The organism is Streptomyces sp. NPDC046727, assembly GCF_040645635.1.
GTDB lineage: Bacteria > Actinomycetota > Actinomycetes > Streptomycetales > Streptomycetaceae > Streptomyces.
Map to the genome: position 1 here is coordinate 58,713 of NZ_JBEYYR010000026.1, position 24,587 is coordinate 83,299.

The 24,587-nt window shown below is 72.1% G+C and carries 22 protein-coding genes; 11 read left to right on the plus strand and 11 right to left on the minus strand.

All coding sequences use genetic code 11. From position 1 onward, the window contains the following. Positions 1–8: 8 nt before the first annotated feature. Positions 9–629, minus strand: a complete 621-nt coding sequence (locus tag ABZ937_RS28005; RefSeq protein WP_361696158.1) for a MerR family transcriptional regulator — start codon at positions 627–629, stop codon at positions 9–11. A gap of 180 nt (positions 630–809) precedes the next feature. Here ABZ937_RS28005 and ABZ937_RS28010 point away from each other — a divergent pair, with 180 nt between their 5' ends. From ABZ937_RS28010 to ABZ937_RS28025, 4 genes are all read left to right on the plus strand, one after another. After that, the gene (locus ABZ937_RS28010; protein WP_361696096.1) at positions 810–2,327 is read left to right on the plus strand and encodes an NAD(P)/FAD-dependent oxidoreductase; all 1,518 of its coding nucleotides are present in this window, start codon (positions 810–812) and stop codon (positions 2,325–2,327) included. Continuing rightward, positions 2,324–3,307, plus strand: coding sequence for an alpha/beta hydrolase (locus ABZ937_RS28015; protein ID WP_361696097.1), 984 nt, complete (start codon positions 2,324–2,326; stop codon positions 3,305–3,307). The genes ABZ937_RS28010 and ABZ937_RS28015 overlap by 4 nt, the downstream gene beginning before the upstream one ends. Beyond that, the gene (locus ABZ937_RS28020; RefSeq protein WP_361696098.1) at positions 3,304–4,188 is read left to right on the plus strand and encodes an SDR family oxidoreductase; all 885 of its coding nucleotides are present in this window, start codon (positions 3,304–3,306) and stop codon (positions 4,186–4,188) included. The genes ABZ937_RS28015 and ABZ937_RS28020 overlap by 4 nt, the downstream gene beginning before the upstream one ends. A gap of 86 nt (positions 4,189–4,274) precedes the next feature. Further along, positions 4,275–4,517 (plus strand): hypothetical protein, encoded by a 243-nt coding sequence (locus tag ABZ937_RS28025; RefSeq protein WP_361696099.1) that lies wholly within the window; start codon positions 4,275–4,277, stop codon positions 4,515–4,517. Positions 4,518–4,605: 88 nt separating this feature from the next. Here ABZ937_RS28025 and ABZ937_RS28030 read toward each other — a convergent pair whose 3' ends face one another. After that, positions 4,606–7,989 carry a S41 family peptidase gene (locus ABZ937_RS28030; RefSeq protein WP_361696159.1) on the minus strand — a complete coding sequence of 1,128 codons (3,384 nt, stop codon included), beginning with the start codon at positions 7,987–7,989 and terminating at the stop codon, positions 4,606–4,608. 178 nt (positions 7,990–8,167) lie between these two features. On the opposite strand from ABZ937_RS28030, the gene ABZ937_RS28035 reads away from it, so the two are divergent. From ABZ937_RS28035 to ABZ937_RS28055, 5 genes are all read left to right on the plus strand, one after another. Further along, entirely contained in the window at positions 8,168–8,773 is a 606-nt protein-coding gene (locus ABZ937_RS28035) for a TetR/AcrR family transcriptional regulator (RefSeq protein ID WP_361696100.1), read from the plus strand. Between the two features lie 102 nt (positions 8,774–8,875). After that, positions 8,876–11,080: an MMPL family transporter gene (locus ABZ937_RS28040; protein ID WP_361696101.1), complete on the plus strand. Its 2,205-nt coding sequence runs from the start codon at positions 8,876–8,878 to the stop codon at positions 11,078–11,080. Between the two features lie 113 nt (positions 11,081–11,193). Beyond that, on the plus strand, positions 11,194–11,706 hold the full coding sequence (locus ABZ937_RS28045) for a YbaK/EbsC family protein (RefSeq protein WP_361696102.1): 513 nt from the start codon (positions 11,194–11,196) through the stop codon (positions 11,704–11,706). Further along, positions 11,703–12,548, plus strand: a complete 846-nt coding sequence (locus ABZ937_RS28050) for a DMT family transporter (protein ID WP_361696103.1) — start codon at positions 11,703–11,705, stop codon at positions 12,546–12,548. The genes ABZ937_RS28045 and ABZ937_RS28050 overlap by 4 nt, the downstream gene beginning before the upstream one ends. Positions 12,549–12,639: 91 nt before the next feature. Further along, positions 12,640–12,918: a DUF1876 domain-containing protein gene (locus ABZ937_RS28055; RefSeq protein WP_361696104.1), complete on the plus strand. Its 279-nt coding sequence runs from the start codon at positions 12,640–12,642 to the stop codon at positions 12,916–12,918. A gap of 33 nt (positions 12,919–12,951) precedes the next feature. Here ABZ937_RS28055 and ABZ937_RS28060 read toward each other — a convergent pair whose 3' ends face one another. The 6 genes from ABZ937_RS28060 to ABZ937_RS28085 all read right to left on the minus strand — a co-directional run bounded on the left by ABZ937_RS28060 (position 12,952) and on the right by ABZ937_RS28085 (position 17,766). Continuing rightward, a complete protein-coding gene (locus ABZ937_RS28060) occupies positions 12,952–14,112 on the minus strand; it encodes a serine hydrolase domain-containing protein (RefSeq protein WP_361696105.1) in 1,161 nt (386 codons plus the stop codon). Positions 14,113–14,186: 74 nt separating this feature from the next. After that, positions 14,187–14,633, minus strand: a complete 447-nt coding sequence (locus tag ABZ937_RS28065) for an organic hydroperoxide resistance protein (protein ID WP_361696106.1) — start codon at positions 14,631–14,633, stop codon at positions 14,187–14,189. Positions 14,634–14,746: 113 nt separating this feature from the next. Further along, positions 14,747–15,214, minus strand: a complete 468-nt coding sequence (locus ABZ937_RS28070; protein ID WP_361696107.1) for a MarR family transcriptional regulator — start codon at positions 15,212–15,214, stop codon at positions 14,747–14,749. Then, positions 15,211–15,972: an ABC transporter ATP-binding protein gene (locus ABZ937_RS28075; RefSeq protein ID WP_361696108.1), complete on the minus strand. Its 762-nt coding sequence runs from the start codon at positions 15,970–15,972 to the stop codon at positions 15,211–15,213. The genes ABZ937_RS28070 and ABZ937_RS28075 overlap by 4 nt, the downstream gene beginning before the upstream one ends. After that, entirely contained in the window at positions 15,960–16,721 is a 762-nt protein-coding gene (gene cbiQ, locus ABZ937_RS28080) for a cobalt ECF transporter T component CbiQ (RefSeq protein WP_361696109.1), read from the minus strand. The genes ABZ937_RS28075 and cbiQ overlap by 13 nt, the downstream gene beginning before the upstream one ends. 1 nt (position 16,722) lies before the next feature. Next, on the minus strand, positions 16,723–17,766 hold the full coding sequence (locus ABZ937_RS28085) for an energy-coupling factor ABC transporter permease (protein WP_361696110.1): 1,044 nt from the start codon (positions 17,764–17,766) through the stop codon (positions 16,723–16,725). Positions 17,767–17,915: 149 nt separating this feature from the next. On the opposite strand from ABZ937_RS28085, the gene ABZ937_RS28090 reads away from it, so the two are divergent. Continuing rightward, positions 17,916–18,278 (plus strand): SsgA family sporulation/cell division regulator, encoded by a 363-nt coding sequence (locus ABZ937_RS28090; RefSeq protein ID WP_361696111.1) that lies wholly within the window; start codon positions 17,916–17,918, stop codon positions 18,276–18,278. Here ABZ937_RS28090 and ABZ937_RS28095 read toward each other — a convergent pair whose 3' ends face one another. From ABZ937_RS28095 to ABZ937_RS28105, 3 genes are all read right to left on the minus strand, one after another. Further along, positions 18,279–19,946: a penicillin-binding transpeptidase domain-containing protein gene (locus ABZ937_RS28095; protein WP_361696112.1), complete on the minus strand. Its 1,668-nt coding sequence runs from the start codon at positions 19,944–19,946 to the stop codon at positions 18,279–18,281. A 96-nt stretch (positions 19,947–20,042) separates the two neighbouring features. Beyond that, positions 20,043–21,677 (minus strand): penicillin-binding transpeptidase domain-containing protein, encoded by a 1,635-nt coding sequence (locus tag ABZ937_RS28100; RefSeq protein ID WP_361696113.1) that lies wholly within the window; start codon positions 21,675–21,677, stop codon positions 20,043–20,045. 108 nt (positions 21,678–21,785) lie between these two features. After that, a complete protein-coding gene (locus ABZ937_RS28105; RefSeq protein WP_361696114.1) occupies positions 21,786–23,543 on the minus strand; it encodes a phospholipid carrier-dependent glycosyltransferase in 1,758 nt (585 codons plus the stop codon). 101 nt (positions 23,544–23,644) lie between these two features. Between ABZ937_RS28105 and rsmI the strand changes: the two genes are divergently transcribed. Continuing rightward, positions 23,645–24,496: a 16S rRNA (cytidine(1402)-2'-O)-methyltransferase gene (gene rsmI, locus ABZ937_RS28110; RefSeq protein ID WP_361696116.1), complete on the plus strand. Its 852-nt coding sequence runs from the start codon at positions 23,645–23,647 to the stop codon at positions 24,494–24,496. Positions 24,497–24,587: the final 91 nt, after the last annotated feature.

Here is a 24,587-nt window from a genome sequence, read left to right on the forward strand (position 1 = left end):
CCGCCCCTTCACTCCCCTTTGTTCAGCCGGCGGTCCAGGGCCAGGGAGAGTTCCGCCTCCACGACGCTGCGGGCCAGTGGGCGCAGGCGGTGGAGGTCTTCCTCGGGGCCGTGGCGCAGGATCAGGGCGGCGAAGAGTTCGGCCAGGGCGTCGGCGTGTTCGCGGACGCGCGTGGCGGCCGTGAGGACCTCGGCGAGCGGGATGCCCTCGCGGACCAGTGCGGAGGAGACGTCCAGCAGGCGCCGGCTGATGTGGACGATCTCGTCGCCGTCGGTGCCGAGGTAGCCCAGTTCCAGGGCGGCGGCGAGGTTCTCAGGGGTGACCTCGCCCTCGAAGCGGGCCGCGAGTTCCTCGGGGGTGAGGCGGACCGGCTCCTCCTCGGTGGGGGTGCCGACGCCGAGGAGGTCGGCGACGTCGCGGCCGTGCTCGAAGGCCTCGGCCAGTTCGGCGATGCCGCTCAGGGTGTGGCCGCGCTCCAGCAGGGCCGCGATGGTGCGCAGGCGGGCCAGGTGGTGGTCGTCGTACCAGGCTATGCGGCCCTCGCGGCGGGGCGGCGGGAGCAGCTTGCGCTCGCGGTAGAAGCGCAGCGTGCGTACGGTGATGCCGGCCAGCCGGGCCAGTTCCTCCATGCGGTACTCGCGCGGGCGGGCCCCCGTGTGTTCTGTGTCCTCTGCCACGCCCGCAGCCTATGGTGTACCGCCGGTAACTTCCTTCCTCGCGCCCCTACCGCTCGGTACGCCGCTGCTCTACAGTCCCATTGCGCCAGTAATCACTGGCATGGTCCCTAGGAGATGCGTGGAGGCTTCGGGATGGCCGAGCACGAGCATGTACGGGTGGCGGTGATCGGGTCCGGTTTCGGCGGGCTGGGAGCCGCCGTGCGGCTGCGCCGCGCGGGAATCACCGACTTCGTCGTCCTGGAGCGGGCCGACAGCGTCGGCGGTACCTGGCGGGACAACAGTTACCCCGGGTGCGCCTGTGACGTGCCCTCGCACCTCTACTCCTTCTCCTTCGCGCCCAACCCGGAGTGGCCGCGGACCTTCTCCGGACAGCGGCACATCCGCGCCTACCTGGAGCACGTCACCGACCTCTTCGGACTGCGCCCGCACCTCCGCTTCGACTCCGAGGTCAAGCTGATGACCTGGGACAACGACAAGCTGCGGTGGAACATCGAGACCACCCGGGGCACGCTCTGCGCGGACGTCGTGGTCTCCGCCACCGGGCCGCTGTCCGACCCGAAGGTCCCCGGGATCCCGGGCCTCGACTCCTTCCCGGGCCAGGTGTTCCACTCCGCCCGCTGGGACCACGACTACGACCTGCGCGGCAAGCGGGTCGCCATGGTCGGCACCGGCGCCTCCGCCATCCAGATCGTGCCCGCCATCCAGCGCCAGGTCGGCCGGCTCACCCTCTTCCAGCGCACCCCGGCCTGGGTGATGCCCCGCGTGGACCGCGCCATCAGCGGCGCCGAGCGGCGGCTGCACCGGGCGCTGCCCTTCACCACCCAGCTGCGGCGCGGACTGCTGTGGGGCATCCGGGAGCTGCAGGTCCAGGCGTTCACCAAGCACCCCGACGAACTCGGACTCGTCGAGCAGCTCGCCAAGCGCAACATGGCCCGCGCCATCAAGGACCCGGCCCTGCGCGCCAAGCTCACGCCCGACTACCGCATCGGCTGCAAGCGGATCCTGCTGTCCAGCGAGTACTACCCGGCGCTGGCCCAGCCGAATGTGGACGTCGTCGCCAGCGGACTGAGCGAGATCCGCGGGTCGACCGTCGTCGCCGCCGACGGCACCGAGGCCGAGGTCGACGCGATCATCTTCGGTACGGGCTTCCACGTCACGGACATGCCCATCGCCGAGCGCGTCGTCGGCGCGGAGGGCATCACCCTCGCGGAGTCCTGGAAGGACGGCATGCGGGCGCTGCGCGGCACCTCGGCGGCCGGGTTCCCGAACCTGATGACGATCATCGGCCCGAACACCGGACTCGGGAACTCCTCCATGATCCTCATGATCGAGTCCCAGCTGAACTACATGGTCGACTATCTGCGCCAGCTCGACGTCCTCGGCGGCCGTACCGCCCTCGACGCCCGGCCCAGCGCCGTCGAGAACTGGAGCCGCAAGGTCCAGGAGCGCATGAAGCGCACCGTGTGGAACACCGGCGGCTGCACGAGCTGGTACCTGGACGCGAGCGGTCGCAACACCGTCGTCTGGCCCGGTACGACGACCGAGTTCCGGCGCGCGACCCGGCGGGTGGACCTGGCCGAGTACCAGGTCGTCCGGAAGCCGGTGGCGGAGGCCTCGGTGGTCCGCGGGCGGAGCGGGGCGACCGCATGAGCCCTCGTGCCTCCCGCACCCGCCCCGCCTCCGTCACCTCCGGCCCGTACGCGCCGCCCGCCCCTTCCCGCACGCTCACCGCCGTCTCCGCCGACGGCGCGCGGCTGCATGTGGAGGTGCACGGTCCCGAGGACGCGCCCCCCGTCGTCCTCTCCCACGGGTGGACCTGCTCGACGGCGTTCTGGGCGGCTCAGATCCGGGACCTGGCGACCGACCACCGGGTGATCGCCTACGACCAGAGGGGGCACGGGCGCAGCCCCGCGAGCCCCGCCTGCACCACCCATGCGCTGGCGGACGATCTCGAAGCGGTGCTCGCGGAGACGCTCGCGCCCGGCGAGAAGGCGCTGATCGTCGGCCACTCCATGGGCGGTATGACGGTCATGGCCGCGGCCGGGCGCCCCCGCTTCCGGGAACACGCCGGCGCCGTCCTGCTGTGCAGCACGGGCAGTTCGCGGCTGGTCGCCAAGGCGCGCGTGGTGCCGTTGCGCGCCGGGCGCGTGCGCACCTGGATCACGGGGCGCGTTCTCGGTTCGCGCGCCCCTCTCGGTCCGGTCACGCCGGTCGCGAAGAGCATCCTCAAGTACGCCACCATGGGCGCCGGTTCGGCTCCGCACCGGGTGGAGGCGTGCGCGCGGATCGTGCACGCCTGTCCGCGGGGCGTGCGCCACGCGTGGGCGGCCGTACTCGCGGCGCTCGATCTCGACCACGGCGTACGGGAGTTGCACGCGCCCACCGCGGTGCTGCACGGCGCGTCCGACCGGCTCACGCCCCCGGTGCACGCCCACGCGCTGGTCGCCGCGCTGCCGCACTGCGTCGGCCTCACCGAGCTGCCCGGCATGGGCCACATGACCCCGATCGAGGCTCCCGAGCTGGTGACCGGCAGGATCCGGGACCTCGTCACCGCGTACGTCACGGGGGCCGGCCCCGAGCAGGAGCACGAGCCCCGTTCCACCCCCGCGCAGATCAAGGAGGGCGCATGAGCAAGGTCAGCCTCGAAGGCCAGGTCGCCGTCGTCACGGGAGCGGCGCGCGGCGTCGGTGAACTCCTGGCGCGCAAGCTGTCCGCGCGCGGGGCGAAGGTCGCGCTGGTCGGTCTTGAGGAGGAGGCGCTCAAGGAGGTCTCCGGGCGGCTGCACAGCGAGAGCGCCCACTGGTACGCCGACGTCACCGACGACGAGACGATGAGCCGGGTCGCGCAGGAGGTCAAGGAGCGGTTCGGGAAGGTCGACATCGTGGTCGCCAACGCCGGTGTGGCGGCCGGCGGACCGTTCGCCGACTCCGACCCGCGGGCGTGGCGGCGCGTGATCGAGGTGAACCTGATCGGTTCGGCGGTGACGGCCCGGGCCTTCCTGCCGGTGCTCACCGAGAGCCGCGGCTACCTGCTGCAGATCGCCTCGCTCGCCGCGATGACCCCGGCGCCGATGATGACGGCGTACTGCGCGTCCAAGTCGGGCGTGGAGGCGTACGCGCACAGTCTGCGCGCTGAGGTCGGCCACCTGGGCGTGCGCGTCGGCGTCGGGTACCTGTCCTGGACCGACACCGACATGGTGCGCGGCGCCGACCAGGATGACGTCATGCGGGAGCTGCGGCAGCGGCTGCCGTGGCCGTCGAACAAGACGTACCCGCTGGGCCCCGCGGTGGACCGGTTCGTCGCCGGGATCGAGCGGCGCTCGGCGCACGTGTACGGGCAGTGGTGGCTGCGGGGCATGCAGGGGGTGCGCGGATACCTCCCGGCGGTCATCGGGACGGTCGGGCAGCGGGAGATGAAGCGGTTCGCGCCCCGGCTGGAGGGAATGCGTTCCGGGCTCGTCGGCGCAGGTGGGGCGGCCGACGAGGAGGCGCGGGCTACGCACCGTAACTGATCGACATGCAGGCCGTGTTCGCCCGTGTGAGTCTGGTCGAGGCCCCGTCGAGGGGCCGACCCCACCAGACACGGGAGTGAACCCACATGGGTATGAAGGACCAGCCCCAGGACAAGTCGCGCCAGGGCAAGCAGAAGATGGAGCAGGGTCGCGAGAAGGCCGGCCAGCGCATTCAGCAGGGCCAGCAGGGCCAGGGCCAGCAGCGCCAGGGTCAGCAGGGCCAGCGACAGAAGCCGCAGCAGACCCAGCGGGGCGGCCAGAACCTCCGCGACATCGAGGACACGGAGCAGCAGATGCAGGACAGGTTCGACCAGGACTACGACGCGTAGCCGCTGCGCTCGGCCCTGACCGGAGCGAACGTGGGGCGCCCTTCCTCGTGGAGGGCGCCCTGCGCTGTGTCACGTCGCCCGCGTCGCCTCACGTCGCCCGGGGCGGGAGCTTCGGCCGGGCTCGGTTGGGGACCTCGCTGTAGTCCGGGGGGATGGCGGCCGGGTTGGACTCCAGGAGCTCCAGGGCCAGTTGGACGGCGTCGTCGAGCTGGGCGTGGCGCCCCTCCGCCCAGTCCAGGGGGGTGCGCAGGATCTCCAGGTCGGGGGCGACACCGTGGTTCTCGACGGACCAGCCGTAGGCGTCGAACCAGGCCGCGTTCATCGGGACGGTGATGACCGTGCCGTCGCCGAGGCGGTGCCGGCCGGTCATGCCGACGACCCCGCCCCAGGTGCGCTGGCCGACGACCGGGCCGAGTTTCAGCAGCTTGAAGGCGGCGGTGATCATGTCGCCGTCCGACGAGGTCGCCTCGTCGGCCAGGGCCACCACCGGCCCGCGCGGGGCGTTCGAGGTGTACGACACCGGTTGCGCGTCCCGGGTCAGGTCCCAGCCCAGGATCGTCCGGGTCAGCTTCTCGATGACGAGTTCGCTGATGTGCCCGCCCGCGTTGCCGCGCACGTCGACGATCAGCGCGGGCCGGGACACCTCCATGCGCAGGTCGCGGTTGAACTGGGCCCAGCCGGAGCCGCCCATGTCGGGGATGTGCAGGTAGCCGCACTTGCCGCCGCTCAGCTCCCGGACGACCTGGCGGCGTTTGGCCACCCAGTCCTGGTAGCGCAGCGGCCGTTCGTCGATGAGCGGGACGACGGCGACCCGGCGGGCGTGCCCCTCGCCGTCCGCCTGGGCGAACGTCAGCTCCACGGTCGTACCTCCGGAGCCGGCGAGCAGGGGATACGGGCCGGTCACCGGATCGACGGGGCGGCCGTCGACGTGGGTCAGGACGGCGCCCTCGCGGATGCCGGTGCCGGCCAGCGGCGAGCGGGCCTTGGAGTCGGAGGACTCGCCGGGGAGGATGCGTTTGACGATCCAGCCCTCGTCCCGGTGCACGAAGTTGGTGCCGAGGAGGCCCTGCCAGCGCTGGTAGTGGGGCGGGCCCTCGTTGCGGCGGGCGGCGGTGACGTAGGCGTGCGAGGTGCCCAGTTCGCCGAGGACCTCGCGCAGGAGATCGGCGAACTCGTCGGGGGAGGCGACCCGGTCGACGAGGGGGCGGTACTGGTCGAGCGCCGCGTCCCAGTCGATGCCGCACATGCCCGGGTCCCAGAAGTAGGCGCGGATGATCCGGCCCGCCTCGTCGAAGGCCTGGCGCCACTCGGCGGGCGGGTCGACCACGTGCAGGATGCGGCGCAGGTCGATCCAGACGGTCGTGTCGCTGTCGCCCATCTCCGTGGCGGGCGCCGCGCGCAGGTCGCCCTCGTCCACCACGACCAGCCGGGTGCCGTCGCCGCTGACCGCGAACCAGTCCAGGTGGTCGACCAGTTCGGACTTCTTCGCCTTGCTGAGGTTGAAGTGCTCCAGGGTCGGCCGGCCGCTGATGTCGGCCGGGTTGGCGAAGGTCTCGCCGAGCGCGCCGGAGATCGGCCAGCGCAGCCAGACCAGTCCGCCGCCGGCGACCGGGGACAGCGCGGAGTACTTGGAGGCGATCACCGGGAAGGGAGTGACCCGGTTCGCCAGGCCTTCCACCTCCACGGTCACCGTGCCGGTCTCGCCCGCCTCCTCCTCGGCCGGGTCGAGCCCGCCGGCCGCCGGACGGCCCTCGGGGTTCAGGGCGAAGGGGGAGGGGGTCGCCGAGTTCAGCTGCACGAGGTGCGGGCGGCAGCCGAGCGGGAAGGACAGGTCGCCGGTGTGGACGTCGTACACCGGGTCGAAGCCGCGCCAGGAGAGGAAGGCGAGGTAGCGGCCGTCGCGGGTGAAGACGGGGTTCTCGTCCTCGAAGCGGCCGTTGGTCACGTCCACGATCAGCCGGTCCTTGATGCGGGCCAGCTTGATCTTGCGCAGGGAGCGGCCGATGCCCGGGTGGGACCAAGTGAGCCAGGCGCCGTCCGGGGAGAAGGCGAGGTCACGCACGGGGCCGTTGAGGGACCGGATCAGCTCGGTCACCCGCTCTCCGACCTCGGCGACAGCGGAATCACCGGATCCGTCGGATCCACCGGAATCGCCTCCGGCGTCGGCCGCCTCTTCCGTGGCCTGATCACCGGCACCCCCCGGCTCACCCGTCTCCGCCTCCTCCGCCTCTCCCTCCGCCTTCTCCTCCTCCGCCACGTCGATCAGCAGCAGCCGCCCGTCGTGCGAGGCGATCGCCAGCCGTTCGCCCTCGGGATCGGAGACCATCTCCAGGACCCGGCCCATCAGGCCGGAGGCCAGCCGGCGGGGCGCGCGGTCGCCGGTCGCGCGGGGGAGCTGGACGATCTCGACGGCGTCCTCGCCCTCGGTGTCCGTCACGTACGCCACCTGGCCGGTCGTGCCCAGCATCTCCGGCAGCCGTACCCGTACGCCGGGCGTGTCGGTGATCGTGCGGGCGGGGCCGTCGCGGTGGGTGAGCCAGTACAGGCTGCCGCGTACGACGACGGCGCTGGCCCGGCCGGTCTCGTCCACGGAGATGCCGTCGACGTTCTGCGCGGCCGGCACGGGGTAGCGGCGGCGCCCGGTGGCCGGCCCGGCCAGGCGGATGTCCAGCTTGCGCGGTACGGCGCCCGGGGAGAAGTCGTCCACCAGCCACAGGTCGCCCGCGCACTGGTAGATCACCCGTGTGCCGTCGCCGGCGGCGTGCCGCGCGTAGAAGGCGTCGTGGTCGGTGTGGCGGCGCAGGTCGGTGCCGTCGTACGCGCAGGAGTAGAGGTTGCCGACGCCCTCGTGGTCGGAGAGGAAGGCGATACGGCCCGCGACGAACATGGGACAGGCCAGGTGCCCGTCGATGTCGGGCAGCAGGCGTTGCCCGTGCAGCCAGAGACGGCCCATGGCGCCGCCCCGGTACCGCTTCCAGGAGGCCGGCTCGTGCGGCGGGGTGCCGGTGAGCAGCAGGGTCTTGTGGACGCCGTCGATGTCGGCGACCTGGATGTCGGCGACCGGGCCCCAGGGCAGCTTGCGTCCGGGGTCGCCGTCGGTGGACACCTTGTAGGCCCAGGTGAAGTACGAGAAGGGCTGGCCGTGGGAGGCGACGGCGAGGATGTCGCACGTGCCGTTCTCGTCCGGGGGTGTCCAGCCGCAGACCTGGGTGTCGGTGCTGCCCCAGTACGTCAACTGCCGTGCGGGGCCGCCCTCGACGCCGACGAGGTGGATCTCGGGGACGAGGCTGCGCCAGCTGGTGAAGGCGATCAGGCGGCCGTCGGGGGAGAAGCGCGGGTGTCCGTCCTTCGTGCGGTCCGCCGTGAGCCGCCAGGCCCGGTCCGGGGCGTCGAGCGGGGCCAGCCAGACGTCGTCCTCGGCCACGAAGCACACCAGGTCGCCACTGAGGTGGGGGAAGCGCAGATAGCTCACTCTCCCCATGCTTTTCCGCCTGCTGGGGCCCAGCAACTCGTGAGCCGCACGGCCGCGTACTTATGCGCCCCTCACGTTCGTGACCCAACACACGTACGAAACGGTTTCGTTTCGCAGGTGCTCAGGGTATCTTCATGGGTGTACGAAGAGAGAAGCTCCGGAGCGGGAGGTGATGGGCATGGCCGAAGCCGTCGCGGCGACACGTCGCAGTCGGATCACCCCCGAGCGCGAGGCCGAGCTGTACGAGGCCGTGCTCGACCTGCTCCGAGAGGTCGGCTACGACGCCCTCACCATGGACGCCGTGGCCGCCCGCACCCGTTCCAGCAAGGCCACGCTCTACCGCCAGTGGGGCGGCAAGGCCGAGCTGGTCGCGAAGGCCGTGCGGCACAACAAGCCGGGCGGGTCGGCCGGCGAGATCGACACCGGATCCCTCAGGGGTGACCTGCACGCCCTCACCCTGCGTTCGGACGACTGCGAGATGGAGCAGAACTCCGCGTTGATGCGGGGCCTGGCCATGGCGGTCCACGGCAACCCGGATCTCCTCCGGGCGTTCCGGGAGCACCTCATCGAGCCGGAGACGGCGGAGTTCCGGCATGTGCTGCAACGGGCGATCGACCGGGGTGAGGTCCGTGCGGACAACCCGGCGCTCGACTACGTGATGCACATGATGATCGGCGGGTTCGCCGCCCGCACGCTGATCGACGAGCAGCCGCCGACGCAGGCCTTCCTCCTGTCGTACATCGACGCCGTGGTCCTCCCCGCCCTCGGCGTCTCCACCCGCTGAACCCTTCCCCAGCAAGCCCACCACCTGACGTCACCGCTCACGTCGTCGGGCTGATCGCCCCTGCCCTGCTGAACCCCACGACCTGACCGGGAGTACGCCTCCGTGGCCACGTTCCTTTACAAACTCGGCCGTCTCGCCTTCCGGCGACGGCACTTCGTCGCCCTCATATGGGTCGCGCTGCTCACCCTCGCCGGGGTGGGCGCCGCCTCCGCGCCGCCCGCCGGCAACACGTCCTTCTCCATCCCTGGTACCGAGGCTCAGAAGGCCTTCGACCTGCTGGAACAGCGCTTCCCCGGGATGAGCGCCGACGGCGCGACCGCCCGGGTCGTCTTCAAGGCCCCGAAGGGCGAGAAGATGACGGACGCCGTCAACAAGGCGACCGTCGAGAAGACCGTCAAGGAACTGGGCAGCGGCTCCGAGGTCGCCTCCGTCGCCGACCCCTACGCCGGGCACGCCGTCAGCAAGAACGGCACCGTCGCCTACGCCTCGGTGAAGTACAAGGTCTCCGGCATGGAGCTGGAGGACTCCTCCAAGGACGCCCTGAAGGACGCGGCCCAGGACGCGCGGGACGCGGGCCTCACCGTCGAGGTCGGCGGTGACGCGCTGACCGCGACCCCGGAGACCGGCTCCAGCGAGGTCATCGGCATCGCCATCGCCGCCGTCGTCCTCGTCATCACCTTCGGCTCGCTGCTCGCTGCCGGGTTCCCGCTGCTCACCGCCATCATCGGGGTCGGCATCGGCGTCTCCTCGATCACCGCGCTCGCCAGCACCCTGGACCTGGGCTCCACCACCTCCACCCTGGCATCGATGATCGGCCTCGCCGTCGGCATCGACTACGCCCTGTTCATCGTCTCCCGCTACCGCGCCGAACTCGCCGAGGGCCGCGAGCGCGAGGAGGCCGCCGGCCGCGCCGTCGGCACGGCGGGCTCGGCGGTCGTCTTCGCCGGCCTCACCGTCGTCATTGCCCTGGTCGGCCTGTCCGTCGTCAACATCCCGATGCTGACGAAGATGGGCGTCGCGGCGGCGGGCACGGTCGCCATCGCCGTCCTCATCGCCCTGACGATGATCCCGGCGCTGCTCGGCTACGCCGGCCGCAAGATCAAGCCGGCCGGCCAGAAGAGCAAGCTGCTCGGCGGCGGCCGTACGCCGAAGAACCCGGGCCGCCCCAACATGGGCACCCGCTGGGCCAGCTTCGTCGTCCGCCGCCCGGTCGCCGTCCTGCTGCTCGGCGTGCTCGGCCTCGGCGCGGCGGCGATCCCGGCCGCCTCCCTGGAGCTGGGCCTGCCCGACGACGGCTCCCAGCCCACCTCCACCACCCAGCGCCGCGCCTACGACCTCCTCTCCGAGGGCTTCGGCCCCGGCTTCAACGGCCCGCTGATGGTCGTCGTCGACGCCAAGGGCAGCGCCGACCCCAAGGCCGCCTTCACCAAGGTCGGCGACGAGATCAAGGGCCTGAAGAACGTCGTCACGGTCACCCCGGCCACGCCCAACAAGGCCGGCGACACCGCGACCATCACCGTCGTACCCAAGTCCAAGCCGTCCTCCGCGACGACCGAGGACCTGGTCCACGCCATCCGTGACAAGGGCACGGACATCGCCGCCGAGACCGACTCCAAGGTCCTGGTCACCGGCTCCACGGCGATGAACATCGACGTCTCGCAGAAGCTGAACGACGCGCTCCTGCCGTACCTCGCCCTGGTCGTCGGCCTGGCCTTCCTCCTGCTGATCGTGGTCTTCCGCTCGATCCTCGTCCCGCTGAAGGCGGCCCTCGGCTTCCTGCTCAGCGTGATGGCGGCCCTCGGCGCCGTGGTCGCGGTCTTCCAGTGGGGCTGGCTGTCCGGCCTGATGAACGTCGAGGAGACCGGCCCGGTCATGTCGATGATGCCGATCTTCATGGTGGGCGTCGTCTTCGGTCTCGCGATGGACTACGAGGTGTTCCTCGTGACGCGGATGCGGGAGGCGTACGTCCACGGCGAGAAGCCCAGTCAGGCCGTGGTCACGGGCTTCAAGCACGGCGCACGCGTCGTGACCGCCGCCGCCGTCATCATGATCGCCGTCTTCTCCGGCTTCATCGGCTCCAGCGAGTCGATGGTCAAGATGATCGGCTTCGGCCTCGCCATCGCCGTCTTCTTCGACGCGTTCATCGTCCGCATGGCCATCGTCCCGGCGGTGCTCGCCCTGCTCGGCAAGCGGGCCTGGTGGCTCCCGAAGTGGCTGGACCGCGCGCTGCCCAACGTCGACGTGGAGGGCGAGGGACTCCGCGCCCACGCCGACCCCGAGGAGGAGAAGGAGCTGGTACGCGCCTGACGTACCGCGGCGCGTGGATGAGCGGCCGGTGAGGGTGCCCGTGGGGACGGGGCTGCACCCTCACCGGCTTTCTTCTGCGTACGCGTCGAGGACGCGCTGCTAGCGTGACCACCATGCCGACAGCTGCCGCCGACGCCGACGGATCCGGAGCCCACCCCCGCTTCGCCGAAGCGCTCCGCGCGCTGGGGCTCGATGAGGTGCTCGCGCGCACCCGGCGCTTTCCGGAGGCGACCCGGACCGCGGCCGAGGCCGCCGCCGCGATCGGGTGCGGGCTGAGCCAGATCTGCAAGTCCCTGGTCTTCGCCGCCGACGGGGTACCGGTGCTGGTGCTGATGGACGGCGGCTCCCGCGTGGACGTGGAGCGGGTGCGGGAGGAACTGGGCGCCGGGAAGGTCACCCGCGCCGACGCCGGTGTCGTCCGCGAGGCGACCGGGTACGCCATCGGCGGCGTACCGCCCTTCGGGCACCGCACGCGCACGCGTGTCCTCGCCGACCGCTCGCTGCTCGCGCACGACATGGTGTGGGCGGCGGCCGGGACCCCGTACACCGTCTTCCCGATCGAGCCGAAGGAACTCCTCGCCCACTCGGGCGCGACACTGGTGGACGTGCGCGAGCGGACCGCGTGACGCCGCTGGTCGCGGTGGCCGTCCTGCTCGCCGCCGTCACCCACGCCAGCTGGAACGCCATCGCGCACCGCATCACCGACAAGCTCGTCGGCTTCAGCCTGATCTCCGGCGGCGGGCTGCTGATCGGGCTCGCGACGACGCCGTTCACGGCGTTCCCTGCGGGGCCCGCCTGGCCGTACCTGTTCGCCTCGGCGGCCGTGCACATCGCCTACTACGCGCTGTTGATGACCTCGTTCCGGCTGGGCGACTTCGGGCAGGCGTACCCCCTCGCGCGCGGCAGCGCCCCGCTCGTCGTCGCCCTGCTCGCCGCCGTCTTCGCGCACGAGGTGCCCGGCGCCTGGGCGAGCGCCGGTATCGCGGTCTCCTGCCTCGGCCTGACCGGCGTCAGCCTGTGGGGGCTGCGCGGAAACCGGCCGAACCGGGCGGCGATCGGCGCGGCCCTGGCGACCGGCCTGACGATCGCCGCGTACACGGTCATCGACGGCATGGGCGTACGCGCCTCGCACTCCTCGCTCGGGTACATCGCCTGGCTCATGGTCGTCCAGGGAGCCGTCGTGCCCGCGTTCCTGTACGCACGCGCGCGGGGCGACACGGTACGGCGGCTCCGGCCGTTCGCCGTGCTCGGCCTCCTCGGCGCCGCCCTCTCCGTCGCCGCGTACGCCCTGGTCCTGTGGGCCCAGACCCGCGCCCCGCTCGCTCCCGTCGCCGCGCTGCGCGAGTCGTCCATCATCGTCGGCGCGGCCATCGGCGCGCTGCTCTTCAAGGAGCGGTTCGGGGCGTCCCGGATCGTGGCGGCGGGCCTGGTGGTCGTGGGGATCGGATTGATGCTGCGCGCCGGGTAGCGCGGTGTGCCGCCGCCGATTCCGGGCCCGACATGACGCGCCGGGGTGCCGTGGCGCACCCTGGAAGCATCGGTTTTCGGAGGTGGTCCTCATGATGCACACCGCTGTCGGATGGCACGTCGAGCTGGAGTTCAAGGAGGAGGACGATCAGCACACGCGCGCGGTCGCCTTGCTGCGCTTGGCCGACGGCACCGAGGTCAGGGCGCACGGCAGCGCCAGCAGGCACCGCGTCGACGCGAACCAGCCCCGGGTGGGCGAGGAGATCGCCGGCGCCCGCGCCCTCAACGAACTGGCCATGCAACTGCTCACCAAGGCCCACGAGGAGATCGACGCGGCGTCCGGGCGGACCTCGCACCCGATCAACGTGTGACACGCCCCCGGCGTGCTCCGAGGGCGCCCGCGCTCAGCCGAGCACCGTGCGGACCGCTCGTACCAGTGCCTGCGCCCTCGGGTCCGCCGTCACGCTCTGCCGGAAGCCGTTGGTGACGTAGCCGAAGGCGATGCCGGACTCCGGGTCGGCGAAGGCGAGTGCGCCGCCGCGGCCGGGGTGGCCGAAGGAGCCGGGGGAGAGCAGCGGGGACGCGGCGCCGTGCAGCATGGGGCCGAGGCCGAAGCGGGTGCCCACCACCAGCACCCGGTCCGGTCCGGCGGACCGCTCGGCGCGGGCCAGTTCCGCCGTCTCGGGGGTGAACAGGCGCCTGCCGCCGTCCACCTCGCCGATGAGCGAGGCGTAGAAGCGGGCCAGTCCGTCGGCCGTCGCGATGCCGTTGGAGGCGGGCAGGGCGGCGGCGCGGTAGGCGGGGTCGTTCTCGTCGGGGAGCGGGGTGATCGCGGCGAACGCGCGGCGGGTCAGGGAGTCCGGGTCGGCGTAGGCCTCGGCCACCGCCCGCTTGGGGCGCGTCTTCAGGCCGCCCGCGGCGGCGGGCGGGTCCACCGGGCCGACGCGGCCCACGCGCGCCTGCTCCGACTCGGGCAGGCCGAGCCACAGGTCCGCGCCGACGGGGCCGGCGATCTCGGCCGCGATCCACTCGCCGACCGGGCGGCCCGTGACCCGGCGGAGCAGTTCGCCGGTGAGCCAGCTGTAGGTCTGGGCGTGGTAGCCGTGGTCCGTGCCCGGCTCCCACACCGGCGCCTGGCCGGCGACGGCCGCGGCGCCGAGGTCGGGGTCGGCGGCCTCGGCCGGGGTCAGCGGGCGGTCCAGCACGGGCACGCCCGCGCGGTGCGCCAGCAGGTCCCGTACGCGGGTGTGCTCCTTGCCGGCCGCCTTGTACTCCGGCCAGTACGCGCCGACCGGGGCGTCCAGGTCCAGTTCGCCGCGCTGGTGCAGGAGCAGCAGCGCGGCGGCGGCGACGCCCTTGGTGGCGGAGCGGACGATCTGCGCGGTCCCGGGCTCCCAGGGTGCCGTACCGTCCACGTCCTTCGTGCCGGCCCACAGGTCCACGACCTTGTGCCCGTCCCGGTAGACGGCGACGGCCGCGCCGCGCTCGCCGAGCAGCGCGAAGTTCCCTGCGAACGCCTCCCTGACCGGCTCGAAGCCCTCGGCCACCACGCCGTTCACGTCCACGCCCGCTCATCCCCTCGGCTCACCTTTGACAGTGGGTGCAACCCCCACTGTCGGCCTGGGATTCCTCTGCCGCGTCAGCCGAGAAGGATCGTTACATCGATGTTGCCTCGGGTGGCGTTCGAGTACGGGCACACCTCGTGCGCCGCGTCCACCAGCTGGGACGCCACCTCCGGGTCCAGGACCGGCAGGGAGACGCTGAGGGCGACCGCGAGGCCGTAGCCGCGGTGCTTGTTCGGGCCGAGGCCGACCTTCGCGGCCACGGTGGAGCCGGTCAGGTCGTAGCCCGCCCGGTTGCCGACCAGGATCAGCGCGTTGTGGAAGCAGGAGCTGTAGCCGGCCGCGAACAGCTGCTCGGGGTTCGTGCCGTTGCCGTCGCCGCCCAGCTCGGGAGGCATCGCCACCTTCAGCTCGATGTGGCCGTCCTGGCTGGTGACATAGCCGTCCCGGCCACCGTGGGCGGTGGCCTCGGCGACATACATGATCTTCGTCGGACGCGTGTCGACAGCGGTGCCCTCGGTCATGGCCGGCCTCCCCCGGAACAAGTGGCGCACAAGTACATCGTGCACAAGGTACTTGCTGGTAGGTATGCCCGGTCGGCCGGGGGTGGTGATCGGGAGTGCGCCGGCGCGCGGGATCAGCGGGCGCGTCTGGCCGCGCTCTCCGCCCGCTCGGCGAGCCGCCACAACTCCTCACGCAACCGCACCACCTCGGACGCGTCGAGCCCCGTCGTGGTGAGCAGTGCGCCGGGCACGCGGGCCGCGCGCTCCCTCAGTTCCTCCCCGCGCCCGGTGCACGCGACCAGCACCGAGCGCTCGTCGCCCGCCGCGCGCTCCCGGCGCACCAGACCCGCCGCCTCCAGGCGCTTCAGCAGCGGCGAGACGGTGCCGTAGTCCAGCCGGAGCGCACGTGCCAGCTCCTTCACGCTGATCTCCCCGCGCTCCCACAGGACCAGCAGCACCAGGTACTGGGGGTAGGTGAGCCCGAGGTCGTCCAGCAGCGGACGGTACGCGGCGGTCACGGCGCGCTGCGCGGCGTACAGCGCGAAGCACAGCTGGTCGTCCAGCAGCAGCGAGCCCTCGGCGGCGGGGTCCTCGTTCGTCACGCGCCCATTGTCACGGACTTCGGGTCGAAGCCGAACGGCAGCTCCAGCCGGTGCGCCCGCATCAGCGCGTCGTCGGAGAGCAGCGCGCCGGTCGGGCCGTCCGCCGCGATCACGCCGTCGCTGAGGACGAGGGAGCGGGGGCACAGCTCCAGGGCGTACGGCAGGTCGTGCGTGACCATGAGCACCGTGACGTCCAGGGAGCGCAGGATGTCGGCGAGTTCGCGGCGCGAGGCCGGGTCCAGGTTGGAGGACGGCTCGTCCAGGACCAGGATCTCCGGCTCCATGGCGAGCACGGTGGCGACCGCGACCCGCCGGCGCTGGCCGAAGGACAGGTGGTGGGGCGGCCGGTCGGCGAAGTCCTGCATCCCGACGCGCTCCAGGGCGGTGCGCACCCGCTCCTCCAGCGCGGCCCCCTTGATCCCGGCGGCGGCCGGACCGAACGCCACGTCCTCCCGCACGGTCGGCATGAACAGCTGGTCGTCCGGGTCCTGGAAGACGATGCCGACCTTCTGCCGGATCGCGGCCATGTGCTGCTTGCCGACCGGCAGCCCGGCCACGGTCACCGTGCCGGTGCCGCCGCCCAGGATGCCGTTGAGGTGCAGCACCAGGGTCGTCTTGCCGGCGCCGTTGGGGCCGAGGAGGGCGACCCGTTCGCCGCGCGCGAGGGAGAAGTCCACGCCGAACAGGGCCTGGTGGCCGTCGGGGTAGGCGAAGGCGAGGCCGGAGACCTCCAGCGAAGCAGTACTCACAGGACCCATCCCAGCAGGCAGACGATGAGGGCGGTGCAGGGGAGCGCGAGGGCGTGCCGCCACTGCGCGCCGGACGCGGTCACCTCGTCGATGACCGGCATCGCGCCGGCGTAGCCCCGGCTCACCATGGCCAGGTGCACGCGCTCCCCGCGTTCGTAGGAGCGGATGAACAGCGCGCCGGCGGACTTGGCGAGCACGCCCCAGTGCCGGACGCCCTTCGCCTCGAAGCCGCGCGACTCACGGGCGATCCGCATCCGGCGCATCTCGTCGGTGATGACGTCGCCGTAGCGGATCATGAAGGAGGCGATCTGCACGAGCAGCGGCGGCAGCTTCAGCCGCTGCAGGCCGAGCAGGAGTTCGCGCAGCTCGGTGGTGGCGGCCAGCAGCACGGAGGCGGCGACGCCGAGGGTGCCCTTGGCGAGCACGTTCCAGGCGCCCCACAGCCCGTTCACGCTCAGGGAGAGCCCCAGCACGTGCACCCGCTCGCCCTCCGCGACGAACGGCATGAGCACCGCGAACGCGACGAACGGCACCTCGATCAGCAGCCGCCTGAGCAGGAAGCCGGCGGGCACACGCGCGTGGTGCGCCACGCAGGCCAGCAGCACGGCGTACACCGCGAACGCCCACATCGCCTCCCGCGGGGTCGACACCACGACCACCACGAACAGGAAGACCGCGGCGAGCTTGGTGTGCGGCGGCAGGGCGTGCACCGGCGAGTGCGCGTGCCGGTAGAGCCGGTGGGCGTGTCCCGCTCCCATGTCAGACGCCGGTGTTCGCGGGGGAGACGTCGTCGCTGCGCCGCCGGCGCAGAACCCAGAACACCGCGCTGCCCGCGACGACCGTGACGCCGACGCCGATCACGCCCGCGAGGCCGCCGGACAGCCGGGCGTCGGAGACGTCCTTGACGCCGTAGCCGGCGAGCGGCGAGTCCGACGCGGCGTGCTTCTCCGCCTTCTTGTCGATCCCCTTGTCATGCGCGACCTTCTCCAGGCCGTCGGGGTTCGCGGAGGCGTAGAAGCTGACGAAACCGGCGAGGACGAGGGAGGTGACGAGGCCGGTCACCCACAGCGTGCGCCGCGAGGTGCGCGCCGCCACGGGCGCCGTGGGAGCCGGGGCGTCCACCAGTGCGCCGTTCACGCGCAACTGGAGCCGCTGCCGCAGGCCGCGCGCGCCGTGCACCAGGTCCGGGCGTACGGCGATGACGGCGCCGACCGTGAGCGCGGTGATGACCGCCTCGCCGATGCCGATCAGCACGTGCACACCGATCATCGCGGTGGCGACCTTGCCGATGGAGACGTCGGTGGTACCGCCGACGGCGTAGATCAGGGTGAAGGCGACCGCGGCGGCCGGCACGGACACCAGCGCGGCGACGAAGGAGGCGACGGTCACCGAGCGCCGCTTGCGGGGCAGCACGGCGAGCAGGCCGCGGAAGACGGCGTACGAGACGATCGTCGTGACGATGGCCATGTCGGTGATGTTCACGCCGAGCGCGGTCAGCCCGCCGTCGGCGAACAGCACGCCCTGCATGAGCAGCACGACCGACACACACAGCACGGCCGTGTACGGGCCGACGAGTATCGCGGCCAGTGCCCCGCCCAGCAGATGGCCGCTGGTCCCAGCGGCGACGGGGAAGTTGAGCATCTGGACGGCGAAGATGAACGCCGCCACCAGGCCGGCCAGCGGGGCGGTGCGCTCGTCGAGTTCGCGGCGGGCGCCGCGCAGGCTCACCGCGAGGGCGCCGGCGGCGACCACTCCGGTGACCGCGGAGGTCGGGGCGTCGATGAATCCGTCAGGTACGTGCACCCGACGATTTTAGAGCCTTGTTGCGAACCAGTTGCAAGAGAGACGAAGTCTCGTCTCTCGCCGAGGCGCGAACCGGAAAATGTGCGAGTCTTGAGGGAAAGCGGATGAACAGCTTTCGCATAGGTCACGGTGCGTGAGAGGGCGGTCCGATGTCTGTAGTCGAACAGTACGCGCGCGCTCACATCGTCACGGACGAGGAGGACCCTGGGGCCGTACCCGTAGTGCTGCGGTACGACCCCGACAGGGATCCACGGTCGGTACGCGTCGGCCTGCCGGGCCCGCACGAGTGGACCTTCTCGCGCGCGCTACTCGAGAAGGGACTGCGGGCACCGGCCGAGAGCGGTCATGTCCGCGTGTGGCCCTGCGGGCGCGTCCAGGCGGTGGTCGAGTTCCACTCCGACAACGGTGTCGAAGTGGTCCAGTTCGATTCGAAGGCGCTGATCAGATTTCTGCGCCGGACGTACACCGCCGAGCCCGTGCGGAGCGGAGCCGCCGGGCCCGTGCGGGGCTGATCAGCTCCCGAGCTTCAGCAGCTTCGCCACGATGGGGCCCGCCGTGTCGCCGCCGTGCCCGCCCGCCTGGACGACGCCCGCGGCGGCGAGGTCGCCCCGGTAGGCGGTGAACCAGCCGTTCGGCTTCTTCTGCCCGTCGACCTCGGCCGAGCCGGTCTTGGCGCCGTAGTCCGGGCCGAGCCCCGACATGGCCTCGGCGGCGGTGCCGTACGCGGCCGTGTACCGCATCAGCTCGCGCAGCTGGGACAGCGTCTTGCCCGACATGGTGCGCGAGGCGGTGGCCAGCTTGCGGTGGTCCACGGACGGCGACACCAGGTACGGCTGGTGGAAGCTGCCGGACCGCACGGTCGCCGCGACCGAGGCCATGTTCAGCGGGTTCATGCGCACCGCGCCCTGCCCGATCAGCGAGGCCGCCATCTGCGCCGCCGACTGCACCGGCACCGAACCGTCGAAGCTGGGCACACCGATCGCCCAGTTGTTCATCGACAGCCCGAAGACCTGCTGGGCCTGCTTGGTCAGGTCGTCGTTCTTCAGCTTCTTCGCCTGGCTGATGAACGCGGTGTTGCAGGAGCGGGCGAAGCTCGCCTTGAACGTGCCGCCCTTGATCTCGAAGTCGTCGTCGTTGTGGAACTTCCAGCCGCCGTAGGTGACCGTCTTCGGGCAGGGGTGCGACTTGTCCGCCGACGCCAGGCCCTTGTCGATCAGCAGCGACGACGTGATGACCTTCATCGTGGAGCCGGGCGCGAGGGAGCCCTGGAACGCGGTGTTGAAGCCGTGCCCGCTGTTGGCGACCGCGAGGATCTCACCGGTCGACGGGCGCAGGACGACCACCGAGGCACGCGCGCGCTTGGACACCTGCTGCTCGGCCGCCGCCTGCAGGGAGGGGCTGAGCGTCGTCTTCACCGTGCCCGGCGTGCCCTTGCTCAGCTCCACCAGCGTCTTGTCGGACAGTTTGGCGGCCTTGGCCGCCTTGCCGCGCACCACGCGCAGCTCGACACCCGCCTTGCCGCCCGCCGTCTTGCCGTACTTCTCGCGCAGCCCGTCCAGCACCGTGCCCAGGGACGGGTACGTGGCGGCCGTCACCTCGCCGCCGTCGCGGTCCAGCGCCTTGACCGGCGGGGTGCCGGACTCGCCGGTGACGAGCCTGTCGCCGTCCTTCAGGTCCGGGTGGAGCACGGCCGCGTGCCAGTCGACCAGCGGCCTGCCGTCGCTCGCCCGGCGCACGACGGTGAACGAACTGCCGTACGTCAGCGGCTTGCTGAGGCCCTGGTAGGCCACCGTCGCCTTCACGGTGAACGGCACCTCGGCGCCCTTCGCCGCCCCCGGGGTGAGCGTGACGTCCTTCAGATGGGCGTCCTTGGCGTAGCCGGCGAGCAGCTTGCCGGCGGCGGCCGGGTCGTCGGTGGCGGCCGCCGCCTCGGTGGCCTTGCCGTGCTGCCAGGAGGTGAGGAAGCGGGTGGAGGCCGTGCGGACCTCGGTCGCGGTGAGCGGGCCGGTCCTGACGGTCTTGTGGCCGGACGCGGCGGCGGACCGCTCGTCGGCCGCGGCCCCGCCGTCGTACAGCGCGTAGACGCCGAACCCGGCGCCGCCGACCACCAGGGCGATCATCCCGCCGAGTACGGCGGGTCGGTTCTTCCGTCGCCCGGCGACGCGCCTTCTCTTGCCCACAGCCTCAGTTCCTCCGCACCTTTCCCAGGGTCTCCGCAGCCCTCACCATCCCCAACGACGGCAATCACCTTAAGGTCCCCGCCTTCGCGGGTGATCTCACCCCGCGTTCCGTAGCACGCTTGCGACAATCGGACCGGCGGCGTCGATGCCGTGCCCGCCGTCCTGGACCATGGCCGCCGCGGCCACGTCGCCCCGGTAACCGGCGAACCAGCTGTCCGACCTGGCCTCCCCGTCGACCTCGGCGGAACCGGTCTTCGCGCCGACGTCCCCGCTCAGCCTGGCCATCACGCCCGCCGCGGTGCCGCTGCGCGCCGTGCGGTTCATCATCGCGCGCAGCTGCTGGGCCGTGGCCGACGACAGTCCCCGCGCGCGTGCCGGTTCGCGGCCGTCCAGCTTGAGCGGCACGATCACGGGCTGGCGGAAGGCGCCGGTCTTCGCGGTCGCCGTCACGGACGCCATGTTCAGCGGGCTCATCTGGACCTGGCCCTGGCCGATGAGGGCGGCGGCCTTGTCGGGGCCGCCGGCGGCGGGTATCCGGCCGTCGAAGGACGGCACGCCGATCTGCCAGTTGTTCCGTCCGAGCCCGAACCGCTCCTGGGCCTCCCGGGTGAGGGTGTCCTCCTTCACCTCGTCCGCGAACTTCACGAACGCCGTGTTGCAGGAGCGGGCGAAGCTGTCGGCCAGGGTGGCGTGTTCGTCCGGCTGGAGGCCCTTGAGGTTGTGGAAGGTCTGGCTGTTCGAGACGGCGTCCGGCGGGCAGGGCGCCGCACCGTTCGCGGTGGTCAGTCCGTTGTCGATGAGGGTCGCCGCAGTGATGATCTTCATGGTGGAGCCGGGGGCTCGTTCGCCGAGGAGGGCCGCGTCGAAGCCGTCCCGCCGGTTGTTGGCGAGGGCGAGGATCTCGCCGGTGCTCGGCTTGACGGCGACGACGGACGACTCGGGGTACTTCTGCACGGCCGTCTCCGCCGCCGCCTGGGCGCTCGCGCTGAGCGTCGTCGGGAGCCTGCCGGGCCTGCCCTTGGCCAGGGTGAGGAGCGTGGTGTCCGCGGCCTGGCTGCCGTCCGCCGCCGCCTGATGCCGGATCACGAGTTCGACGCCGGGCCGGCCGCCGGTCTTGTCGCCGTACCGTCTTCGCAACTCGTCCAGAACGGGGCCGAGGGACGGGTACTTCACCCGGGTCAGCACCTTCCCGTCGCGGTCCACGGCCTCGATCTGAGGTGCGGCCGACCCGCCGGTGGTGAGCGTGTCGCCCTTGCGCAGGCGCGGGTGGACGACGGAGGGCTGCCAGTCGACCAGCGCGCGGTGCGAGGTCTCGCCGCGCACGACGGTCAGCGTGCTCCGGTAGGAGAGCGGGCGGGACGTGCCGTCGTACGACACCGTTGCCTTCACCGTGAAAGGCACCGTGTCGCCGGTGGCCTCGCCGGGCGTGATCCGCACCTCGCCGATGTGCGCGTCCCCGCCGAAGGCCGTCAGCAGCTTCTGGGCCGCCTCCGGGTAGTTCGTGTACGACGCCGCGGTCGCCGCGTCGCCCTTCTCCCAGGCGGCGAAGAACGCCCCGGTCGCGTCCTTCACCTCGGAGCCGCTGGGCGGCCCGGTCCGCACGGAGGCCGCGCCTCCCGTGCCGTCGTCGCCGCTCAGCGCGGACGCGAAGTTGTAGACGCCGTAGCCGGCGCCGCCCAGCAGCGTGACGCACACGCCGCCTATGACGGCGGCCTTGACCCCGTTGCGCATGGCGCGGATTCCCCTCCCGTTCGGCCTGTTGAACGCGTTCAAAACAGGTCTCGGGAGCACTGTAGGCGGTTACGGCGCCCCGGTGACCGGAGTTGCCGAAACCGTGATTCAGACCCAGGTGTCGAGCCACATCCGCGACCGCCAGCTGTCGATGGGGATCGCCGTGCCGGTGTAGAGGGGCCAGAAGTAGATGAAGTTCCAGGCGATCAGCAGCACCAGCACGCCCGCCGCCGACGCGCCGATCACCCGGCGGGTGTCGCCGGAGCCCGCCGGGCCGACGATCGCGCCGATCATCATCGCCACCGCCAGACACAGGAACGGCACGAAGACGACCGCGTAGAAGAGGAAGATCGTCCGCTCCTGGTACAGGAACCAGGGCAGGTAGCCGGCCGCGATCCCGCAGGCGACGGCACCCGCCCGCCAGTCACGCCGGAACGCCCAGCGCCACAGCACGTAGGCGATCGCGAAGCAGGCCGCCCACCACAGCAGCGGCGTGCCGATCGCCAGCACCTCCCGGGCGCACTTCTGGCCCGCGTCCGCCGGGCAGCCGTCCACACCGGGCGAGGGGGACTCGTAGAAGTACGACACCGGGCGGCCCAGCACGATCCAGCTCCACGGGTTGGACTGGTACGTGTGCGGCTGGTCGAGGTGGACGTGGAAGTTGAACACCTCGTGCTCGTAGTGCCACAGGCTGCGCAGCCAGTCCGGCAGGAACGACCAGGTGCCGCCCTTGCCGTCGATGGCCGCCCAGTTGCGGTAGTAGCCGCCCGTGCCGTCGGTGGGGGACAGGATCCAGCCGGTCCAGGAGGCCACATAGACCACCAGCGCCACCGGAATCGTCGCCACGAAGGCGAGACCGGTGTCGTACTTGAGGACGGCGACATACGGGTGATACGCGCCGGCCACCTTGCGGGCGCCGACGTCCCACAGGACCGTCATCACACAGAACGCGGCCAGGATGTACAGGCCGTTCCACTTGGTGCCGACGGCCAGGCCCAGCATCACGCCGGCCCCCCAGCGCCAGGGGCGCCACCCGAAGCGGAAGGCGTCGGCGATGTGCGCGTCCGGCCGTACCCGCCCGTCCGGGCCCACCGGCAGCGCGGCGGCCAGTCTCTCCCGCGCCCGGTCCCGGTCGACGATCAGGCAGCCGAACGCGGCCAGCACGAAGAACATCAGCACGCCGTCGAGCAGCGAGGTCCGGCTCATCACGAAGTGCAGGCCGTCCACCGCCATCAGCGCGCCCGCGAGACAGCCGAGGAACGTCGAGCGGAACATCCGCCGCCCGATCCGGCACAGCAGCAGCACGCTCAGCGTCCCGAGCAGCGCCGTCATGAACCGCCAGCCGAACGGGTCGAACCCGAACATCAGCTCGCCGAGCCCGATCACGTACTTGCCGACCGGCGGGTGCACCACGTACGCCGGGTCCGTCGGGATCGCCAGGTGGCCGTGCTGCTGCAGGACCATGTCGTTGGCGTTCTTGCCGTACTGGTCCCAGCTGACCTCGAAGCCGCGGTGGACGAGCGCCCAGGCGTCCTTGGCGTAGTACGTCTCGTCGAATATCACCGCGCGCGGGCTGCCCAGGTTCCAGAACCGCATCACCCCGGCCATCAGCGTCACCAGCAGCGGCCCGCCCCAGCCCGACCAGCGGGTGAGCCGCTCCGCGAGGACCGGCGGCACACCGAGCGCCCGCCACAGCCGGGGGCTCGGCTCGGCGTACGGCGGCACCAGCCGGTCGCGTACGTCACCCGCGGGCGCGTCCTTGGCCGGTGCGTACCCGAATCGGCGCAGCCGCTGCTGCCACGACGGCCGCTGGTCGTGCGGTGCCTGGCCCTGCCGGAGGTCCATGGAGGACGCGGTACTGGTCACCGCGCCATCGTAGGGAACCGTCCTGTGCGAGTCCCGCGCATGTGCGGTACCGGTCCGGACACGGTCGGAATCCTCCGGGAGTCTCCTGGGAGGATGGGGGTGTGACTGGAACTCTTGTCCTCGCAGGTACCCCCATCGGCGACACCGCGGACGCGCCGCCCCGGCTGGCCGAGGAGCTGGCCGGCGCCGACGTGGTCGCCGCCGAGGACACCCGGCGGCTGCGCCGGCTCACCCAGGCGCTGGGCGTCACGCCCAAGGGCCGCGTCGTCTCGTACTTCGAGGGCAACGAGTCCGCGCGCACGCCGGAGCTGGTCCAGGAGCTGCTCGGCGGGGCGCGCGTGCTGCTGGTGACCGACGCCGGCATGCCCTCCGTCTCCGACCCCGGCTACCGGCTGGTCGCCGCCGCCGTGGAGCAGGACATCCGGGTCACCGCCGTACCCGGGCCGTCCGCCGTGCTCACCGCGCTCGCCCTGTCCGGGCTGCCCGTCGACCGGTTCTGCTTCGAGGGCTTCCTGCCGCGCAAGGCCGGCGAGCGGCTGTCCCGGCTGCGCGAGGTCGAGGGCGAGCGCCGCACCCTCGTCTACTTCGAGGCCCCGCACCGGCTCGACGACACCCTCGCCGCCATGGCCGAGGTCTTCGGCGCCGACCGGCGGGCCGCCGTCTGCCGCGAGCTGACCAAGACGTACGAGGAGGTACGGCGCGGTCCGCTGGCCGAGCTGGCCCGGTGGGCCGCGGAGGGCGTGCGCGGGGAGATCACCGTCGTGGTCGAGGGCGCGCCCGAGACCGGGCCCGAGGAACTGGACGCGGCGGAACTGGTCCGCCGGGTGCGGGTGCGGGAGGAGGCCGGCGAGCGCCGCAAGGAGGCCATCGCGGCGGTCGCGACGGAGGCGGGGCTGCCGAAGCGGGTGGTGTTCGACGCCGTGGTCGAGGCCAAGAAGTCCGACCGGGCCTAGGTGCGCACGCTCCTGAGCAGGGGCCTTCTCGGCTGAGCGCGCGCCCCATGGGCGGGCAAAAGGCTGGCGTCGATGGCAAAGCACAGCCGTC

What these genes read in the sequence shown, in the direction of transcription:
- ABZ937_RS28065 (WP_361696106.1), bottom strand. Translation starts at nt 14,633, where the DNA reads ATGACCGAGGGCACCGCTGTCGACACGCGTCCGACGAAGATCATGTAT.
- ABZ937_RS28100 (WP_361696113.1), bottom strand. Translation starts at nt 21,677, where the DNA reads ATGCGCAACGGGGTCAAGGCCGCCGTCATAGGCGGCGTGTGCGTCACG.
- ABZ937_RS28025 (WP_361696099.1), top strand. Translation starts at nt 4,275, where the DNA reads ATGGGTATGAAGGACCAGCCCCAGGACAAGTCGCGCCAGGGCAAGCAG.
- ABZ937_RS28090 (WP_361696111.1), top strand. Translation starts at nt 17,916, where the DNA reads ATGTCTGTAGTCGAACAGTACGCGCGCGCTCACATCGTCACGGACGAG.
- ABZ937_RS28055 (WP_361696104.1), top strand. Translation starts at nt 12,640, where the DNA reads ATGATGCACACCGCTGTCGGATGGCACGTCGAGCTGGAGTTCAAGGAG.
- ABZ937_RS28010 (WP_361696096.1), top strand. Translation starts at nt 810, where the DNA reads ATGGCCGAGCACGAGCATGTACGGGTGGCGGTGATCGGGTCCGGTTTC.
- ABZ937_RS28020 (WP_361696098.1), top strand. Translation starts at nt 3,304, where the DNA reads ATGAGCAAGGTCAGCCTCGAAGGCCAGGTCGCCGTCGTCACGGGAGCG.
- ABZ937_RS28015 (WP_361696097.1), top strand. Translation starts at nt 2,324, where the DNA reads ATGAGCCCTCGTGCCTCCCGCACCCGCCCCGCCTCCGTCACCTCCGGC.
- ABZ937_RS28045 (WP_361696102.1), top strand. Translation starts at nt 11,194, where the DNA reads ATGCCGACAGCTGCCGCCGACGCCGACGGATCCGGAGCCCACCCCCGC.
- ABZ937_RS28075 (WP_361696108.1), bottom strand. Translation starts at nt 15,972, where the DNA reads ATGGGTCCTGTGAGTACTGCTTCGCTGGAGGTCTCCGGCCTCGCCTTC.
- ABZ937_RS28005 (WP_361696158.1), bottom strand. Translation starts at nt 629, where the DNA reads ATGGAGGAACTGGCCCGGCTGGCCGGCATCACCGTACGCACGCTGCGC.
- ABZ937_RS28035 (WP_361696100.1), top strand. Translation starts at nt 8,168, where the DNA reads ATGGCCGAAGCCGTCGCGGCGACACGTCGCAGTCGGATCACCCCCGAG.
- cbiQ (WP_361696109.1), bottom strand. Translation starts at nt 16,721, where the DNA reads ATGGGAGCGGGACACGCCCACCGGCTCTACCGGCACGCGCACTCGCCG.